Origin of the sequence: Aquamicrobium aerolatum DSM 21857 (genome assembly GCF_900113935.1) — a bacterium.
Lineage (GTDB): Bacteria > Pseudomonadota > Alphaproteobacteria > Rhizobiales > Rhizobiaceae > Aerobium > Aerobium aerolatum.
The window spans coordinates 117,137-135,422 of sequence record NZ_FORF01000008.1 but is presented as its reverse complement, the minus strand read 5'-3'; the positions used below and the strand labels follow the sequence as shown (position 1 = coordinate 135,422).

Genomic DNA, 18,286 nt, shown 5'->3' with positions numbered 1-18,286 from the left:
TTGCCGCTTTTCATTACTTGGCCGCACGTGCCGTTTCGATCCAGCCATTGACCAGATCGCTATTGGCCGCGATCCACTCGGTGGCATGGCGTTCGACATCGGCATTGCTGCCTTCGCCATCATTCATCTTGGCATTCTGTGAAAAGATGTCGGCAATCGGGATCGACGCAGCTTCCAGCAATGCCTTGACCGATGGATTGGCCTTCAGGAATTCCGAATTCACCACCGGACGAATGTCGTTGGCCGGGAAGCCCAGCTTGCATGGATCGTTGACGCAACCGGTCACGCCCGGAAGCGTAGCAGCCGACTCCAGATCCTTCTGCGCCTCCGGCAGGTTCACTTCCGGAACTTCGATCCACATGACGTCTTCACCTGGCTTCAGGGCGTCAACCGTCCAGTTTGGCGTCCAGGTATAAAAGAAGATCGACGAGCCTTCGCCGTAAGCGGCAACTGCATCGGCCATCGACGCGGAGTAGCTCGCCTTGATCGGGTTGACGTGATCGCGCAAGCCGTACGCATCCATGTGGTGTTCGATGGTGATTTCGCAGCCCCAGCCCGGCGGGCAGGCAACTAGATCCGCCTTGCCGTCGCCATCCCGGTCAAAAGCCGCCTTCACGTCATCGCGCTTGAAATCGTCGAGCGTCTTGATGCCGAATTTCTCGACCGAAGCCTTGTCGACGAGATAACCTTCAAGAGCGCCGCCCTTGGCGACGTAGCCGACCAGTTCGGCACCTTGCGAATACGTGCTCTCATAGGAATTGTGCAGCGGGAACCAGCCGTTCACCCACAGGTCCAGATCGCCCTGCGCCACGGCCTGATAGAATGGCGGATTGTCGAGCGTCGTCGGCCCTTCAACCGTATAGCCGAGCTTTTCGATCAACTGCTTGTAGATGGCGGCCTCGAACCAGCCGGTATCCCAGGTGGCTTGCGCCATGCGCACGGTCTTGCCTGCTCCTGGTCCTTCCTGCGCATGCAAGGCTGCAACGGGCATCGTCAGCATGGTGCCCGCCGCGAGAGCGATCGCGAAAATCCGCGACAATGATGGGTTGGTCATGAGTGTTCTCCTTGTCTTCTTCTTGCGTACCCGCCTGAGCCGGGAACATGAGAACCGCGCAAAGGACGCGATTGGAGCAGGATTAGCCTGCCCTTTCGGTTTTCGCCGCTTCTCCCTGAGATCGCAGCGAAAAAACAGATTTCAAAGTGTCCAGCAGGGATGGTCCGCGCTGCCCTTGAGCTTCGCCCATCGCCTGGCTGATACGATCCAGAATGATCGCGAGCAGGACAATCCCGACGCCGCCGGCGGTCGCATTGCCGACATCCAGTCGTCCAAGACCGGTAAAGACGGTCAAACCAAGTCCGCCTGCCCCGATCAGCGCTGCGATCACCACCATCGACAGCGCGAGCATCAGGGTCTGGTTCAGCCCGGCCATGACAGTGCGCATCGCCAGCGGAAACTGGACCTCGATCAGCATCTGCCAGGAGGTCGCGCCAAAAGCGATGGCTGCCTCTGTCAGATCTTCGCGCACGTTGCGGATGCCGAGATCCGTCAGGCGAATGATCGGCGGCAGCGCAAAGATGATGGTCGCGATGATCCCCGGCACCACGCCGACACCGAACAGCATCACGATCGGCACCAGATAAACAAACGACGGAATGGTCTGCATGATGTCGAGGATCGGACGCAGGATCGCACGGAACAGATTGCTGCGCGCCGCCGCAACACCAAGCGGAACGCCGAGCACAACGCAGAAAAACACCGCAGTCACGACCATTGCCAGCGTGGTCATCGTCTCCGACCACAGGCCGATCATGTCGATGAACGACAGCGCAAGCAATGTGAACAGCGCCACGCCACGCCCCGCCACGCGCCATGCAATCAGCGCAAGCGCCAGCGTGAACACGATCATCGGCGTCGCATTCAGAAATGCCGACAGCCCGTTGAGCACCTGCGTCACCGGCCACTGCATCGAACGGAATGTCGGACGGAAGTTGGGCACAAGCCAGTCGCGAACGAAAGAGTTTACCCAGGCGGCAAACGGGATCGTGAGATCTTCACCAGGACTCCACACGATTACGCCCTCCCGCTGTTCAGTTGCGTGAAGACGGCACTGGGCTGCACAACACCAGCCAGAATCCCCGCTTCGTCACTCAATGCGATCGGCAGTCCCTTCTCCGCGAGCGGATACAAATCGAACAGCCGCGTCTGCGAGGTCGCAACCGGGAAGTCGCGCCTCACCACCCCGGCAACCGGCCCCCCGGCACGCACGGCCGCGCTGAGATCGCGATAGGTCACGAGCCCGGCCAGCTTGCCATTCTCTGTCACATGCATCCCGTCGACGCCGAAGTCTTCCATCTGGGCCAGCGCTGCACCAGCGTCGAGCGTTGCGACTTCCATCGAGCATGGCGGCGTTGCGATGCTTCCGGCCTTGAACACCAGGGACCGGTCGATGTCCTTGGTGAAGGCCGTAACATAGTCATCTGCCGGGCTGCCGACGATTTCCTCTGCGGTGCCGGTTTGAACAATCAAGCCACCGCGCATGATGGAGATCGTGTTGCCCAGCGTGAGCGCCTCAGACAGATCATGCGTGATGAAAACGATCGTTTTCTTCAACACCCGTTGGAGTTCGAGCAATTCCTGCTGCATGTCGCCACGGATCAGCGGATCAAGCGCACTGAACGGCTCGTCCATCAGGAGGATTTCCGGCTCCGACGCCAATCCGCGCGCCAGCCCGACACGCTGCTGCATGCCGCCCGAAAGTTCATCCGGGTAGCTGTCGGCGCGAGCACCCAGCCCAACCTGCTCCAACGCGGTTTGCGCGCGCTCCCGCCGTTCCGCTGCACTGATCCCGCGGATCTTCAGCCCGAACGCAACGTTGTCGACAACAGTCTTGTGAGGGAAAAGCGCGAAGTGCTGAAACACCATCGCAACCTTCTCGCGGCGGACCTTGCGCAGCTGTTCCGCTGAACAGCTGGCCACGTCAACGCTGTCGATCAGGATTTCACCGGATGTCGGCTTGATGAGGCCGTTGATCATCCGCACCAGTGTCGACTTTCCCGAGCCGGACAGGCCCATGACGACAAATATTTCACCTTCCGCGACGCGGAAATTTACATCCTGAACACCGACCGTCTGTGCGGTCGCGCGAAAAATCTCGTCCTTTGTACGGCCCTGCCTGAGTAGTTCTAATGCACTATCCGGGTCAGAACCGAATATTTTGTAGAGTTTCTTAGCTTCGATCTTATAGCCCATGAATAAATTCCATGGATTCAAATACAAGCGCCACTAATGACCCAAATTGAACCCTTTTCTGATCCTCATTCATCCCCACCAGGAACAGCAATACTCAGCGTTCCCTCAGCCGAGACAGCGAACGTCTCCACCGGAACCCTAACGACGAAACCACTCCGGGTCCACCCAATCAACGAATGATACGTTACGCAACGGAATATAAAGAGGTGGAAACCGACCGAATATGTCCGATTTGCGCAATCTGGATTTGCCCATTTCCACGATCTTCGGGGCATGAAAAACGCGGCAGTCGGATCGCAAAATTTGGCCGAAAACGAAAAAGGGCGCCCTTGAAGGACGCCCTTTGGCTTGCGACGCGGTTCTGTTTTACTTCGTTCCACCCCAGGCTTCAGGATAGTTCGGCATGTCTTCACACCCGCACATTGCGTAGTGCAGCGGCGGCATCTTTTCATTGATGAAGCTGTCGAGATTGTCCTGTGTCACGGCCGGCTGCGGCAGAACCCATTCCGGTCCCGGAACCGATTCACCCTTCAGGATACTGACCGCCGCGATGATCGGCGTGCGCCACTGGTAGCTCGGATAGGTCGGCGCAATCGCCTTCATGTCGAGCGCGCGCCACTTCTGCAGGAAGTCCTGCTGGTCTTCACCGACGAACACCGGAATGTCGTGGCCGCCATCTTCAAACGCCTCGATGGCCGCAACCGCGGTTGCACCCGCGTCCATCCAGACAGCGTCGATCTTGCCGCGCTGCAGATAGTCTTCAACGATCGACTTGGTCTTGGCGTTGTCACCGTCGGTGAATTCCGCGCCGACGACATTGAGGCCCGCCTCATCGAGAATGCGGCGACCAGCGGAATAACGCGTTTCAAGAACGTCGACGCCTGGCAGGATGCGCAGCATCAGGACGTTGCCACCCTTTTCGACGTTGTCAGCAATGAACTGCGCGCCCTGGATACCAAAGCCGTAACCGCCAACCGGATGGATGAACGTCACCGGGCAATCCGTCTGCACGCCACGGTCGAAGACGATGACCGGCAGCTTGGCGCAGGCCGCTTCGACCGCAGGGGTCAGGGCGGCAGTGGTGTTCGGCGACACGATGAGGATGTCGCAATTGCCGCCTGCCAGAAGGTCCTGAATGTCGGCGATCTGCTTGTCATCCGAGCCTTCGGCATCAACATGCACGAAATTGCCGATTTCCGGATGCAGGGCAACTTCCTGCGTCATGTTGGTGAAGCCGACGACGCGCCACGGATTGTTGACGCCGGCATTGGAGAAGCAGACCGTCGAAGCGCCCTCCTTCTTGTACTTGGACGTGTCAGCCATCTGATCGACCAGATACTGCACCCATGGCTGACCTTCCGGCCCGTGCGGGGTCATGGTCAGCTGCTCCTTCTGACGGGCGAATTCTTCCGGATCGTTGAAGTTCTGCGCCCCGGCGGTCCCGGCCAATGCCAGTACCAATCCAATTGCGGTAGCATATGTCAGGACTTGCTTCATCGGTGGTTCCTCCCTTTCGATGATCGTGAATTCACTGTTATTGCCCCGTACGTTTGCGGCGATACATTGCAAGCGCCACCGCAGCGATGAGGATGAGACCCTGCACGACCTGACGCACAGGCTGTGGCAGACCAAGGAAATTGAGCAGCGTGAAGATTGCGGTCAGCGTCAGTGCGCCCGCAATGGCCGCAGGCACGGAGCCGCGTCCGCCGAGAAGCTGGGCCCCGCCAAGCACCGCCGCAGTGATCGCCTGCAATTCGTAGCCGGTGCCGACATCGGTCGACACACCGCCGAACCCGCCGAGCAGGATACCCGCAATCACGGCACTCAACGATGAAATGACAAAGGCGGACACCCGCACCCGGTTGATCGGAACGCCTGCCAGCTGGGCAGCGCGCGGATTGTCGCCGACCGCGTGGATCATGCGTCCCAGATTTGTGCGATGCATCAGCCAATAGAGCGCGAAGCCAACCACCGCCATAACGATGACAGCCACCGGCAGCATCTGGATCAACGGCACGTCGCGGATGTTGAAGCGGCCGAAATAGCGAAAGCTCTCTGGCAAATAGCCGCGCGGCGCACCGCCCGACCACATGAACGCAATGCCATTGAGGGTGATCATCATCCCCAGTGTGGCGATCAGCGACGGAACCTTCAGAAAGCAGACCACCAATCCGTTGACCAGCCCGACACCGAGCCCGATCCCCAGCATGACGCAGATCACCCACCAGGTTGAACTCGGGTCATTGTTGGACAGCATCGACGAGCCGACCACCACCAGCGTGATCAGCGAGCCGACCGAAAGATCGAACCCACCCGACACGATGACGTAGACCTGGCCGGCGGCCAGAATTGCCAGCGGCGCGGCACGCTTGAGGAAATTCATGTAGCCGCTCGGCTCCACGAAATTCGGATTGTTGAGGATGATGGCGACGATCAGGGCCGCAAGAATGAAATAGACCGGATTGATCTGCGGCAGACGCCGTGTCTGTTTCGGTTGAGGCGAGGAGAGCGTGTGGTCGGTCATGCCACGATCCTCCTCGTGCGCACCGCGTAGAATGCCACTGCGGCGACGATGATGATGCCACGCAGGACCTGCTTTACGAATGCGTCCACGCCCAGCACGTTGAAGATCGAGTCGATCAGGGAGAAGATCATCACCCCCGCGACCGTGCCCCAGATGCCGCCGCGCCCGCCAGCCAGCACGGTGCCGCCGATGACCACCACCGCAATCGATTCCAGATCGTAAACGCCGTTGGCGCCAATCCACGGCGCGCCGGAGCGTAGCCGGCTCGCGAGATACAGCCCCGCCACGGTCGCACACAGCGAACAGATCACATGCGCGGCGATGATCACCTTTTCGGTCGAGATACCGGCAAACCGCGCCGCATCCTGATTGCCCCCGACGGCATAGATGTTCGACCCAAACCGCGTGAACCGCAGCACGAAGAACGCGATCAGCGCGAGGGCGAAAAAGAACAGGATTGCAAATGGCAGACCGAACACATTCCCATACGCAAAGAACTGGAACTGCGTCGGAACTGCACCGGCAAAATTGGACACGAATGCCGACAGGCATCCTTGTATGACAAGGCTCATGCCGAGCGTGGCAATCAGCGGATTGACGTCAAGGCGGGTCACGATCAGCCCGTTGATAAGCCCGACGATTGCACCAAGGATCAAAGACGCGCCGATCGCCGGGACAATCATGGCCGGATCGCCATTCATCACCACCGATGCAAGAACGGCCACCGCCGAGATCAGACTGGCGACAGAAAGATCTATCGACGCCACCAGGATCACGAAGGTCTGCCCTATCGCCGTGATGCCGAGCGCGATGGAGCGCCCGATGACGGCGAGAAAATTGTTCCAGTTGAGGTACTGGGTCTGGCCGGTTGCAAGGCAGGCGACGACATACATGGTCACTGCTGCAAGGAGCAGCAATGCCGGTGCCCATCGCTCAAACCGGACGCGCATGGCAGGTGCGCGAACCGAGCCGGCAGTCGCATCGCTCATGCCGCCACCTCCGTTTCACCCGTTGCATCCAGCATGATCGCCGTTTCGCTCGCGCCGGCTTTGTGTTCGGCAACGATGGTGCCTTCCCGCATCACCAGTATGCGGTCGGCAGCTCCGATCACTTCAGGCAAGTCGGACGAAATCATGATGATGCCCGCTCCGGCGCGCGCCAGATCGCGCATCAGATGGTAGATGCCAGCCTTGGCGTTGACGTCGATGCCGCGCGTCGGTTCGATGAAGATCAGCACCTTGGGCTTGAGCGCCAGCCAGCGCGCCACGATTGCCTTCTGCTGGTTGCCACCGGATAGAAGCTTGATCTCCTGATCATAAGACGCCGCCTTGACCTCCATGCGGTCAAGCAGTCCGTCCATTCCGGACACGTCGGTAAAGTCGTTCTTCTTGTGGCTGCCGACGAGACTGCCAAAGGCGCGCGGCGACAGCATCCCATTGTCGCGCACCGACTGCATCAACGTCAGCCCCTCGCCCTTGCGGTCGCCGGGCAGCAGGCCGATGCCGGCGCGGATCGCCTGACGCGGATGGGTAAAATGCACCTTTTCGCCCGCCAGCATCATGGTGCCGGTGTCGAACGGACGCGCACCAAACATGGCCATCGCCAGCGCGACGCGCCCTGCCCCCTGAATGCCGGCAAAGCCAAGGATTTCTCCGGCCTTCAGCTCGAAATCGATATTGCGCAGCGCGCTATTGCCGCCGCCCTGCACCGACAGCACCGTCGCGCCAATTTCGTCCGCCGTCGCAAACGGCGCATAAAAATCGGCAATGTCGCGCCCGACCATCGCGTGCACGATGGCGGAAGGCTCCGGCACATGGTCGAAGCGCGCCGCCACCTCGCCGTCCTTCAAAACAGTCACCCGATCCGCCAGTCGCGTCACTTCGCGCATGCGGTGGGTGATGTAGATCACCGCCGTGCCGTGATCGCGCAGCTTGTCGACGATTTCGAACAATTCGCGGCATTCGGACTCGTTGAGCGCTGCCGTCGGTTCATCCATCACCAGAACCCGCGCATTGAGTGAAATCGCCTTGGCGATCTCGACCATCTGTTGCGAGGCGACGTCGAGTTCCGACACCAGCGCATCGGGATCAATGCGGCTGCCGGCGCCGAACATGTCGAGCACCCGCTGGGTTTCGGTCCGCATCGCCTCGTCGTCCAGCATCCAGTTGCGGGTGATCTCGCGTCCGAGAAAAATATTCTGCGTCACCGTGCGTTCCGGCAGCAGCGAAAATTCCTGATAGATCACCGAAATTCCGGCTGCCAGCGCATCGACAGGATGCCGGAACCGCACCGGCTTGCCCTCGACGAGAACGTCGCCGTCATCGGGCTGGTACACGCCTGACAAGATCTTGATGAGCGTCGATTTGCCCGCGCCGTTCTCTCCCACCAGCGCATGGACCTCGCCGCGCTGGCAGGCAAAACTGACATCGTGCAGCGCCACCACGCCGGGAAAGCGCTTGCCGATACCCTTCATTTCAATGACGGGCGTCTGTGTCATGCCGCAGCATCCCACCCGCGACGGATGAAGTCTATCGATTCCGCAAACAGCGTGTCGTAGTCGGGAAAGAGCGGACGCCACACGCGCGTTGCCGCCGCCAGTTCCGGCAACCCGCCGCCAAACGCTTCCAGCGTCACCCAGCCATCATAGCCGGTCTGGCGCACCGCGGAAAACACCTCGGCAAAGTCGATATGCCCACGCCCCGGAATGCCCCGATCATTCTCGGAGATATGCAGCACGCCGATATGTCCCGAGATCGTTTCGATGGCGCGCGGCTGCTTCTGCTCCTCGATATTGGCATGGAACGTGTCGTACATGATGCTGAAAGTGGGATGATCCACGGCATCGACATAGGCTTTCGCCTGTTCCATCGTGTTGAGGAAATGCGTCTCGAAGCGGTTGAGATGCTCCAGAGCCAGATTGATGCCGTGGCGCTGCGCCGTCTCGGCCATCCTGTGATGCGCCTCCGCGCCATAGCGGATTTCGTCGGCACTGGGACCGGAACCGGTAAAATGCCCGATCGGCGCATGGTACGGTCCGCCAATGCACTCCGAGCGCAGCGCGCGCGAGCACTCCATGATCCAGTCTAGATGCGCCACCCCGCGCGCGCGCACGTCCGGATCGCTGCTCAACGGGTTGGCGTCGGGCGACGGCACCACGGAGGTCGAGGTGCGGCGCAGGCCGATGGCGTCGAGTTCGCCGGCAAGCCATTCATAATGCGCCGGATCACCGGTCAGCACCGGCACTTCGACGCCGTCATAGCCAAGCTGCTTCAACTGCCGCAGGCGCGGCAGGTGGGCCTCGGTGATGAACCCGGCAAGACACAACAGATTGATGCCGACCTGCATATTCCTCCCTCGGCCGTCATTCCGGCCAATCGCCACACGACGTTTGGTTTTCACCGTCGCGACTCTGACGACCTTTGTTCTTTTTCTGCACACCGAATGGCCAAGCCATTGTCTCTGCTGGCGCTTCTTCTCCTCCCGAAGCAAACCGACAGAACTCTTTGACTTTTCTGACGTCCTGAACCTACTCTCCTGCCAACGCCTGATAGAAATCAGCATTGCCGATGTGAAACGCCCGCGCGTTCAAAATCTGCAAGTGGTAAAAAACGAACATCGGGGAGGAGAATCCGATGCCAGAACTCGACAAGGCCAGCGCCGTGGCGCGGCCCGCCGTCTTTCGCGAGCCCGGCGCGCTGCTCTATGCCGGCAATTGCAAGGATCTGCTCGACGCTTCACTTGCCGGCAAGGTGACGCTCAGCGCCTGGACCCGCCGTGGCTATCCCGGCAACGATCTTGGCGACGCGCTGCCGCAGGTCTGCTCGGTCGGCGGCTGGGATGCCACCCGCCCGCAGGATTGGGGCCTGAAGGAGCACTGCAACGAGGGCGTCAAGATCGCCTATCTGGCGCGCGGCACCCTCACCCTCACGCTCGATGGCCAGCACTACGAGATTCAGGAAGGACAGATGTTCGTCGTCCGGCCCTGGCAGTTGCACGCCTTTGGCGACCCGTTCGTCGCGCCGAGCCAGATCGTCTGGGTACTATTCGACATGGGCATGCGCCGCCCACACGAAGACTGGCTGTGGCCCGACTGGATCGCCTGGCCGCAGCGCGACCAGAACCGCCTGACCGAGCTTCTCTCCAAGAACGAGCAGCCCTGGTACACCGCCTCGCGCGAGGTCGCCCGCAGCTTCAACGACATTGCAGACATCGTCGCCATGAACGACATCGAAGGCAGCGAGGCCCGGATGCGTCTGCTGATCTCGATGATGCTGCTGCAATTCAAGGATCAGCTGGAAGCCCAGCAACCGCAGCTCGACCACGCGCTTGCCGCCTCCCGGCGCACCGTCGACATTTTCCTGCAACGGCTCTGGCACGCGCTCGACGACGACTGGACGCTCGACAACATGGCTGCCGAGTGCAATCTCTCCCGCACCCAGTTCGCCAAGCACTGCCAGTCGCTGACCAACATGACGCCAGCGCGTTATCTGCAGATGATCCGGCTTGAAGCGGCCCGCACCATGCTGACCACCAACGCCACGCGCTCGATCACCGAAGTCGCCTTCGACTGCGGCTTCTCGTCCAGCCAGTATTTTGCCACCTGCTTTCGCAAACAGTTCGGCATTTCACCCGGCCAGTTGCGCCCCGACATTCGCAGAGCAGCCGCAGCGCTGGCAACCTGAAGGCGGGGACAACACCCGCCAGCGCATGAGAAATCGTTTCCGGTAGTGACATTGGCGACAAAAACGGCTTGATGCGCCGAATTGAACCAACCAACAGCCACCCGAACGGAACGATTGCATGTGGATTGAAACTTTCGACACGGTCGTGCTCGGCGCGGGTGCCGCAGGCATGATGTGCGCGATCCACGCAGCGGCCAAGGGCGGCAGCGTGCTGATCATCGATCACGCGAAGACGCCCGGCGAAAAGATCCGCATCTCTGGCGGTGGCCGGTGCAATTTCACCAATATCGGCACGACGGCGCGCAATTTCGTCTCCGGCAATGCGCATTTCGCAAAGTCGGCACTCGGTCGATACACGGCACGCGACTTCATCGCGCTGGTGGAACGGCACGGCATCTCCTACCACGAGAAGACGCTAGGCCAGCTCTTCTGCGACAACTCCGCCAAGGACATCATCGAGATGCTGTTGAAGGAGATGGCGCAGGCCGGAGTGCAGCTGCGGCTTCGCACGACGCTGGAGCAGCTGCGAAAAACCGAGTCCGGCTTTGCTCTGACCCTTGGCGGCGATGGCGCAGCGAAGATCACCTGCCGTACCGTTGTGGTTGCCACCGGCGGCAAATCGATCCCGAAGATGGGCGCCAGCGGCCTTGGCTACCAGATCGCCAGCCAGTTCGACTTGCCGGTCACGGAAACCCGCCCCGGATTGGTGCCGCTGACCTTCGGCGAGGACATGCTGCAGGATTTTCGCGAGATCGCGGGTGTTGGACTCGACGCGTGCGTCTCGTGCGGCAAGACGTCCTTCGAGGAAGCCGTCCTCTTCACGCATCGTGGCCTGTCCGGCCCGGCGATCCTGCAAATCTCGTCATACTGGCGTGAAAAAATGCCGATCAAGGTGTCGTTCCTGCCAAGAACTGATGTCTTCGACGAGCTTTGCGCGTCAAAGCGCGAGAACCCACGGCGCAGCGTTGCCAACGCGCTTGGCGAAATCCTTCCCAAACGCCTCGCCGCCTATCTGGCGCAGGCAAATGGCTGGGCCGGGGTGATGGGCGAGACGAGCGACAAGAAGCTCGCGGCAATCGCTGCGGTCGTTCAAGGCTGGGAAATCCACCCGATTGGTTCCGAAGGTTACCGCACAGCAGAAGTCACGCTCGGCGGCGTGGACACCGACGCGCTGAATTCACGCACGATGGAAAGCAAATCCGTGCCGGGCCTCTACTTCATCGGCGAGGTTGTCGATGTGACGGGATGGCTGGGCGGATACAATTTCCAGTGGGCGTGGTCGTCCGGATGGGCGGCAGGAACAGCAATCGCCGGAACGGTCCAGTAAACCGGGACTTCCTACCGTCGCTATACTGTTTCCAGAACCAGTACCAGAAACGGTGTCGGATCCTTGAGAAAACGGGGTCGATAGACCACTTTGGCCGCGACGCCTTTTTCCGCAAGCGCATCCACGCAGGCTCCGGCAAGCCCGCTGCTGCTGAATCTGGTGATCAACATTCCAATCAACCCCATTACAGTGTTGAAATGTTCGTGACCGACTTATGGTTCCCACAGAGCGACCGATATTTATATCGCAACTGATGACGCGCAGAGATGCAAATGACGTGTGACAGGAGCCCTCGAACGGCCTTCTTCGACCGCAACGCAGTCACAGTGGCACAAGAGCTTGTCGGCATGACCTTCACCTTTGCCGGGGTCGGCGGTGTAATCGTCGAAACCGAAGCCTATCTGCCCGACGATCCCGCCTCGCACAGTTTTCGCGGCCCTACTCCGCGCAATCGCGCAATGTTTGGCGAAGCCGGAACCGCCTATGTCTACCGCTCCTACGGCATTCACTGGTGCATGAATATTGTCTGCCAACCCGGCAGCGCTGTTCTCCTGCGCGCGCTGGAGCCGACAGACGGGATCGATGAGATGATAAGAAGGCGGGGACTGGACGGAACGCGCCTGCTGGCATCCGGCCCCGGCCGTCTGACACAGGCGCTCGACATCGACCTGCGTGTAAACATGCAGCCGCTCCTGTCGGCTCCGTTTGCTCTCAAGCCAGGAGCTGGTTCCGTTTCGATCGCCACTGGGCCACGAATTGGCATTTCGCAGGCGATCGATCGCCCCTGGCGCTTCGGTTTGGCCGGGTCGCGTTTTCTCAGCAAGCCGTTTCCGAAGTCCGCCTGAGATGGCCGGCATGACCTCGGCAGGAACGAACCTGGCATATAGCGCGTTGCAGCTTGTGTTGTACCGAACAGGTGAACGATGGCGCCGCGCAGTTTCTGGAAAGGCTATTTGCGACTCTCGCTGGTGACTTGCCGGGTGGCGATGACTCCTGCCACCACCACCAACAAGAAGGTCCGGTTCAATACGATCAACCGCGCTACCGGAAATCGCGTCGAAAGCCGCTATGTCGATGAGACGACAGGCAAGCCGGTGAAAGAACAGGATCAGCGCAAGGCCTACCCAATCGCCGACGACCGCATGATCGTCCTCGAAGATGAGGAGCTTGAGGCCGTCGCGCTGGAAAGCACGCGCACCATCGACATTGACAGCTTCATCCCCCGCGACGACATCGGCTGGATTTGGCTCGACACCGCGCATTATCTGACGCCCGACGACAAGATCGCCGAGGAAGCGTTCTCGGTGATCCGGGACGCGATGGCCGCGACCGGCACCGTTGGGATCGCACGGCTGGTGCTTTATCGGCGCGAGCGCGCGGTGATGCTCGAACCGCGTGACAAGGGTATTGTCGTCTGGACTCTGCGCTATGGCGACGAAGTCCGCGACGGCGAGCAGCTTTCCGGAATCGAATCCTCAAAGCCTGATCCGAAGGCCTTGAAACTCATCACAAAACTCATTGACGAGCGCACTCAGGATTGGTCGCCGGCGTTGGTGGAAGATCCCGTTCAGAAACGCCTCAAGCAGATCATCGCTGCCAAGAAACGCAAACAAAAGCCGGCCCCGGCGAAAAAGCCGACGAAGAGTGACACACCCGACAACGTCGTCTCGATCATGGATGCGCTGCGCAGGAGCGTCGAAAACGAGAAGAAGAACCAGCGCTAGACTAACGCCGCTTCTTGCGCGGACTGGGAGCCTCCAGCGGTGCCGCAGCCTTCCTGAAATCCGCCCATGGGTCTGCCGTCAGATTATCGAGCCGCGCCATCGCGTTTGCCACCGTGAAATGGCTGGACTCAATCGCCGGGCTCAATTCCTTCCACCCCACTGGCATGGCAATTGTCGCGCCGTTGCGCGCACGGGTCGAATAGGGCGCAATTGCCGTGGCGTTGCGACCATTGCGCAGATAGTCGACGTAAATTTTGCCCTTTCGCTCCGCCTTGCTTGCTTTTGCGATGAATCCATCCGGGTCGTCAGCCTCCATCGCATCCGCAATATCGCGTGCAAAACCCTTGACCTCGTCCCAGCCAGCCTTCGGAATAAGCGGTGCGACGACATGCAGCCCCTTGCCCCCCGTTGTCTTGACGAAAGCTGCGAGCCCCGCGTCCTCAAGCCGCTGACGCACCTGCCGGGCGGCGTCGAGCATCGTTGCCCATTTCACCCCGTCGCCGGGGTCCAGATCGATCACCACCTGATCTGGATGCTCCAGATCGTCCAATGACGACTGCCAGGGGTGGATTTCCAGCGCCCCACCCTGAACCAGCCCAACCAACCCATCGAGCGAATCCACGAAGATCAACGTGTCATCGTCCTTGTCCTGAGGATCAACGAGCGTGCGGATTTCGTCTGTCATGCCTTTCCAGCCATGCTTCTGGAAGAAACATTGCTCGGCAATCCCGCCGGGACAGCGCAGCAGCGCCAGGGCGCGATTGGCCACGAAAGGCTGCATAAACGGCCAGACCTGCGCATAGTAGTTTGCCAGCCGTTCTTTCGTGACGCCCGCATCCTTCCAGTAAACCCGATCCGGGTTGGTCAGCTCGACGGTAAATTGCGCGCGTGTGGGCACTTTTTCGGGCATCGCCGCCTTCTCCCCTTCGCGTACGACCTCTTTTGCAGGTTTGTCTTCGCGCAGGCCACGGAAGGCTGCGTGCCGCATCAGGCCGTCCGCCGTCCATGTGCTGAACTCGACCTCTGCGACAAGCTGCGGCTTCACGAACTTCACGCCGCGACGCGCCGCCGCGTCCAGTTTTCCGGAGAATGGCGACGTCTGACGCTCGATCTTCGCGAGGCGCTGGAAAAGATCGGCGGCAACCTCGCGCGAAAAGCCGGTGCCAATGCGCCCGACATGCCTGAACTTTCCATCCTCGAACACGCCCGCCACGAGCGATCCGATCTGAGTGTCAGAGACGGTCGAGGGCACATAGCCCCCAATTACGACCTCCTGGCTCGCGCTGCATTTGGATTTGATCCAGTCCTTGTTGCGGCCTGACTGGTAGGTGGCCTGCCCCTGCTTTGAAACCACCCCTTCAATCCCCAGCTGGCAGGCATGGCGCAGCACAAGCTCGCCATCGTCGTCAAAATGCTCGCTGAACCGCAGGCAATCTTCCGCATTTTCGAGCAATTGCTGGAGTGCGACCTTGCGGTCCACCAAGCTTTGCGCGCGCAGATCCTCGCCGTCGAGATATAGAAGATCAAACGCATAGAACACGAAGCGGTCCGTCTCGCCGTCGCTGAGGGCAGCTTGCAATGCCGAGAAATCGGAAGTTCCCCCTGCCCCTTCGACCACCAGTTCGCCGTCTATGATGGCCTTGTCGGCCGGAAGCGCCTTGAACGCCCTAGCGATGCGGTCGCCAAATCGCTCGGTCCAATCGAGCCCGGTCCGTGTCAGCAGCTTGAGGCTGCCATCTTCCAGACGCGCCTGAAGACGGTAGCCGTCAAATTTGATCTCATAAAGCCAGCCCTTGCCGGTCGGAACTTTTGGCTTCAACGTCGCCAATTGCGGCTCAACGAAGTCCGGCATCGGAGATTGCTTGGCTTTCTTCGACGATTTCCTGTTCGATGCAGCCTGAACTTTGGCCTTCTGATCGATTTTCCCGGTCTTTGAAGACCATCCGGGAGCCTCGCCCGCGACCTCATCGATCTGACGCCCGGTCTTTACCGACTCCGGGCGCGCTTCAAGAATATCCTTCGCGTCCTCGGTGTTGGCGAATTCGTCATCGCCCTTGATGAGCAACCAGTTGTCGCGCTTTTCGCGTGGGCGTTTGGGCAACCGGACCAGATGCCAGCGCCCTTCAAGCTTCTCGCCCGAAAGCTCGAACTCCAGATGGCCCTTGGCCATCCCCTTCTTGATGTCGATCAGCGGCTTCCATGTGCCGCGATCCCAGACGATGACGGTGCCGCCGCCATATTCGCCCTGAGGAATGGTGCCTTCAAAATCACCATAATCGAGCGGGTGGTCCTCGACATGAACGGCCAGCCGCTTTTCCGATGGCACAAGGCTTGGACCGCGCGTCACCGCCCAGCTGGCAAGCACGCCATTCATTTCCAGGCGCAGATCATAGTGCAATCGGCGTGCGGCATGTTTCTGGATCACGAAACTGTTGCCGCTAGTGGTGGTGCTGGAGCTTCCGTCCGGCTCCGTCGTCTTCTTGAAATCGCGTTTCTTGCGGTAGGTTTCGAGCGGCATGGCCTAGCTGGCCTTGCGCTTGGAAGCGGGCGCGGCGGGTTTCGCCTTTTTCTTCGCCTTGTCTGCGGCAGCGGCGCTTTCGCGCAGAGCCTGCATCAGGTCGACCACCTTCTTCTCGGCCTCCCGCTTCGGCTTCTCGATTTCGCGCCCTTCCGCCTTGGCCCGAACCAGTTCAGCAAGGGCCGCGTCATAGCGGTCATCGAATGTCGAAGGATCGAATTTGCCACGCTTGGTGTCGATGATGTGCCTGGCTAGATCGAGCATCTCGCCGGTAATCTTCAGCTCCGGCATATCGGCAAAAGCGTCGCTTGCGGAGACGACTTCATAGTCAAAGTGCAGCGTATTGGCGAGAAATCCACCGTCATGCGGCTGGATCAGCACGCTGCGCACTCGGCGAAACAGCACGGCGCGTGCCAGCGCAGCGACGTTCTGCTTGCGCATCCCATCGCGGATCAGCGCGAACGCGTTCTCCGCCACATCGTCTGAAGGCACGAGAAAATAGGGCTTGTCGAAATAGGCCGTATCGACCTCTGAACAGGGCACGAATGCCGCCACTGACAGGGTCTTGTCACCCTCCGGCACTGCGCTTGCGATCTCTTCAGGTTCGAGAATGATGTAATTGTTGCGCGAAGTCTCGTAGCCCTTGACCTGATCTTCGCGCTCTACCGGCTTGCCGGTTTGTTCGTCGACATATTCACGACGAACGCGGTTGCCGGTCTTCCTGTTGACGATGTGAAATGAAATTCGCTCTGACGTGGTGGCGGCCGAATAGAGGGCAACGCCGCATGACAGCTCACCCACGCTCAGATGCCCCTTCCAGATCGCTCTTGCAGCCACGCGACTATCCTCAGGCCTTGGTCACAACTGAACCCGAAGAAGCGGGAAAAGTTCCCCAGAGCACGCTTACGCACAGCGCTTCAGGTCAGCCCACGCAAGCGCTTGTCTGGCCCCCGACCGATCATTGCGACCTGCCAAATCGCATTCGATCGAGACCGCCCGATCGCCAGACGCAACAAAGCTTCGAGCCCCGTTGCGCTGTTAGCCGGCACGATTTGACAAACATGCGGGAATGGCCGACATCTTCCCCATGAGCACCTTCCCTGCCATTATTCCTTACTGTCAGGACTGCCGCAAACCCGGCTAGGTGCCTGGTGCCTCTACCTGCGAGAGCAAGAGCGGCACCAGGTTAAAAACCCGCACAATTCCATTTCCCGACATTGCACCGAGCGGTCGCTACGCGCGCTCGTGCCGTCTCCATGCGTCAGAGGATCCCCTGATGAGCTTTTCCTACAGCTATACTTTCCCGATGAACGGTCCGAACAAGCTGCCACGTTTCAAGAAGTGGGCCGTCGAAAATGCTTCCGACATTCCGGTAAGCCTTCCGCCCCAGGTTCCCGTCAAGAGCGAAGCGTTGACCATCCGCCTGAAGTCGGTCGCGGACCGCGAGGCACTCAGTTCTCGTCTCGCCAACGTCAAGCTGTAGCCAGATCGCAGGGTTTCTTGAAAATGAAGTCGCCTCATCCATGCCCGTCGTGCGGCTGCACGATGTCCGACAGCAATCATTGCCCAAGCTGCCGCCAGCCGCTGGACCCGTCGGGCTCAATGCCTGAACATCTGTTCGCTCCGCCGACACAGGGCCGTCAGATGCCGCAACGCACACGCGCGAAATCCTGATAGCTGCCCGCTCAAGCATGTCTCCCCAACTGGCAACCGGGCTCGGGATAAAGACGTGCGCAAATGAGCATGTCTCCCGAAAGTGGCAACCGGTTTCGGGATAAAGACATGCGCAAAAATGAGCATGTCTCCCGAACCAGTTCGGGAGACAAAAAAGCTGCCGGCGCTCCAACGCTCCGGCAGCTTTTTTATGCACTCAATTGCAATGGTGAAGTCTCGTCCAGACGCGCAAGAAACGGGGCGCTGGGCGACTCAGCTTTGCAAAGCAAGCTGCTTTTCGTCGACGTAGATGCCAGCTTCCCTGAAGGCGGCGACGACCGCACGGCGCGCGGTCATGGCTGGCTTGTTGCCGGATGTAACGTCAGAGCAGGCCTGCAACGCCGCACGATGCTTGTCGCTGCGCTTGCCCGACCATTGGGTCAGTAGAAAATCGGAAGTCTCGCGAACGGTCTGCAATGCGACGAGCGCACCGGTGGGTTCGACTTTGACGGTGACGGGAGTTTCAAACCTATTATTATCCATATGTTCTCATAGGCCATGCTGGTCGCAAAAGCCAATGTCAGGGCAGCTTTCCATCGTTGAAACTT

At 60.0% G+C, this 18,286-nt stretch carries 17 protein-coding genes; 5 read left to right on the top strand and 12 right to left on the bottom strand.

Annotation, left to right across the window (positions count from 1 at the left end; translation table 11 throughout):
- Positions 1-13 precede the first annotated feature (13 nt).
- The 8 genes from proX to BMZ42_RS08500 form a co-directional block, all read right to left on the bottom strand.
- Complete coding sequence (gene proX / locus BMZ42_RS08535) at positions 14-1,054, bottom strand: glycine betaine/L-proline ABC transporter substrate-binding protein ProX (protein WP_091521016.1); 1,041 nt, start codon at positions 1,052-1,054, stop codon at positions 14-16.
- A gap of 82 nt (positions 1,055-1,136) precedes the next feature.
- Entirely contained in the window at positions 1,137-2,069 is a 933-nt protein-coding gene (locus tag BMZ42_RS08530; protein WP_091521013.1) for an ABC transporter permease, read from the bottom strand.
- A 2-nt stretch (positions 2,070-2,071) separates the two neighbouring features.
- A complete protein-coding gene (locus BMZ42_RS08525; RefSeq protein ID WP_091521011.1) occupies positions 2,072-3,250 on the bottom strand; it encodes a quaternary amine ABC transporter ATP-binding protein in 1,179 nt (392 codons plus the stop codon).
- A gap of 366 nt (positions 3,251-3,616) precedes the next feature.
- Positions 3,617-4,747: a substrate-binding domain-containing protein gene (locus BMZ42_RS08520; RefSeq protein WP_091521008.1), complete on the bottom strand. Its 1,131-nt coding sequence runs from the start codon at positions 4,745-4,747 to the stop codon at positions 3,617-3,619.
- Positions 4,748-4,784: 37 nt separating this feature from the next.
- Positions 4,785-5,774, bottom strand: coding sequence for an ABC transporter permease (locus BMZ42_RS08515; protein WP_091521007.1), 990 nt, complete (start codon positions 5,772-5,774; stop codon positions 4,785-4,787).
- Positions 5,771-6,763: an ABC transporter permease gene (locus tag BMZ42_RS08510; protein WP_091521004.1), complete on the bottom strand. Its 993-nt coding sequence runs from the start codon at positions 6,761-6,763 to the stop codon at positions 5,771-5,773. The genes BMZ42_RS08515 and BMZ42_RS08510 overlap by 4 nt, the downstream gene beginning before the upstream one ends.
- Positions 6,760-8,271 (bottom strand): sugar ABC transporter ATP-binding protein, encoded by a 1,512-nt coding sequence (locus BMZ42_RS08505; RefSeq protein ID WP_091521002.1) that lies wholly within the window; start codon positions 8,269-8,271, stop codon positions 6,760-6,762. Before BMZ42_RS08505 ends, BMZ42_RS08510 begins: the two co-directional genes overlap by 4 nt.
- Complete coding sequence (locus BMZ42_RS08500; RefSeq protein ID WP_091520999.1) at positions 8,268-9,119, bottom strand: sugar phosphate isomerase/epimerase family protein; 852 nt, start codon at positions 9,117-9,119, stop codon at positions 8,268-8,270. The genes BMZ42_RS08505 and BMZ42_RS08500 overlap by 4 nt, the downstream gene beginning before the upstream one ends.
- Before the next feature lie 287 nt (positions 9,120-9,406).
- Here BMZ42_RS08500 and BMZ42_RS08495 point away from each other — a divergent pair, with 287 nt between their 5' ends.
- Together BMZ42_RS08495 and BMZ42_RS08490 are read left to right on the top strand one after the other, a co-directional pair.
- Complete coding sequence (locus tag BMZ42_RS08495) at positions 9,407-10,456, top strand: AraC family transcriptional regulator (RefSeq protein ID WP_091520998.1); 1,050 nt, start codon at positions 9,407-9,409, stop codon at positions 10,454-10,456.
- Positions 10,457-10,580: 124 nt separating this feature from the next.
- The gene (locus tag BMZ42_RS08490; protein ID WP_091521137.1) at positions 10,581-11,783 is read left to right on the top strand and encodes a BaiN/RdsA family NAD(P)/FAD-dependent oxidoreductase; all 1,203 of its coding nucleotides are present in this window, start codon (positions 10,581-10,583) and stop codon (positions 11,781-11,783) included.
- Positions 11,784-11,803: 20 nt separating this feature from the next.
- Here BMZ42_RS08490 and BMZ42_RS17980 read toward each other — a convergent pair whose 3' ends face one another.
- A complete protein-coding gene (locus BMZ42_RS17980) occupies positions 11,804-11,953 on the bottom strand; it encodes a hypothetical protein (protein ID WP_175556673.1) in 150 nt (49 codons plus the stop codon).
- A gap of 102 nt (positions 11,954-12,055) precedes the next feature.
- Between BMZ42_RS17980 and BMZ42_RS08485 the strand changes: the two genes are divergently transcribed.
- Both BMZ42_RS08485 and ku (BMZ42_RS08480) read left to right on the top strand, forming a co-directional pair.
- Positions 12,056-12,628, top strand: coding sequence for a DNA-3-methyladenine glycosylase (locus tag BMZ42_RS08485; RefSeq protein WP_091520995.1), 573 nt, complete (start codon positions 12,056-12,058; stop codon positions 12,626-12,628).
- 78 nt (positions 12,629-12,706) lie between these two features.
- Positions 12,707-13,507 carry a non-homologous end joining protein Ku gene (gene ku / locus BMZ42_RS08480; RefSeq protein WP_091520994.1) on the top strand — a complete coding sequence of 267 codons (801 nt, stop codon included), beginning with the start codon at positions 12,707-12,709 and terminating at the stop codon, positions 13,505-13,507.
- Position 13,508: 1 nt separating this feature from the next.
- On the opposite strand, the gene ligD is transcribed toward ku (BMZ42_RS08480), so the two are convergent.
- Entirely contained in the window at positions 13,509-16,025 is a 2,517-nt protein-coding gene (gene ligD, locus BMZ42_RS08475; RefSeq protein WP_091520991.1) for a DNA ligase D, read from the bottom strand.
- Between the two features lie 3 nt (positions 16,026-16,028).
- Entirely contained in the window at positions 16,029-16,862 is an 834-nt protein-coding gene (ku, locus tag BMZ42_RS08470; RefSeq protein ID WP_091520989.1) for a non-homologous end joining protein Ku, read from the bottom strand.
- A gap of 439 nt (positions 16,863-17,301) precedes the next feature.
- On the opposite strand from ku (BMZ42_RS08470), the gene BMZ42_RS08465 reads away from it, so the two are divergent.
- On the top strand, positions 17,302-17,508 hold the full coding sequence (locus BMZ42_RS08465) for a hypothetical protein (protein ID WP_091520987.1): 207 nt from the start codon (positions 17,302-17,304) through the stop codon (positions 17,506-17,508).
- A gap of 443 nt (positions 17,509-17,951) precedes the next feature.
- Here BMZ42_RS08465 and BMZ42_RS08460 read toward each other — a convergent pair whose 3' ends face one another.
- Positions 17,952-18,221, bottom strand: a complete 270-nt coding sequence (locus tag BMZ42_RS08460; RefSeq protein ID WP_091520985.1) for a DUF982 domain-containing protein — start codon at positions 18,219-18,221, stop codon at positions 17,952-17,954.
- Between the last annotated feature and the right edge of the window lie 65 nt (positions 18,222-18,286).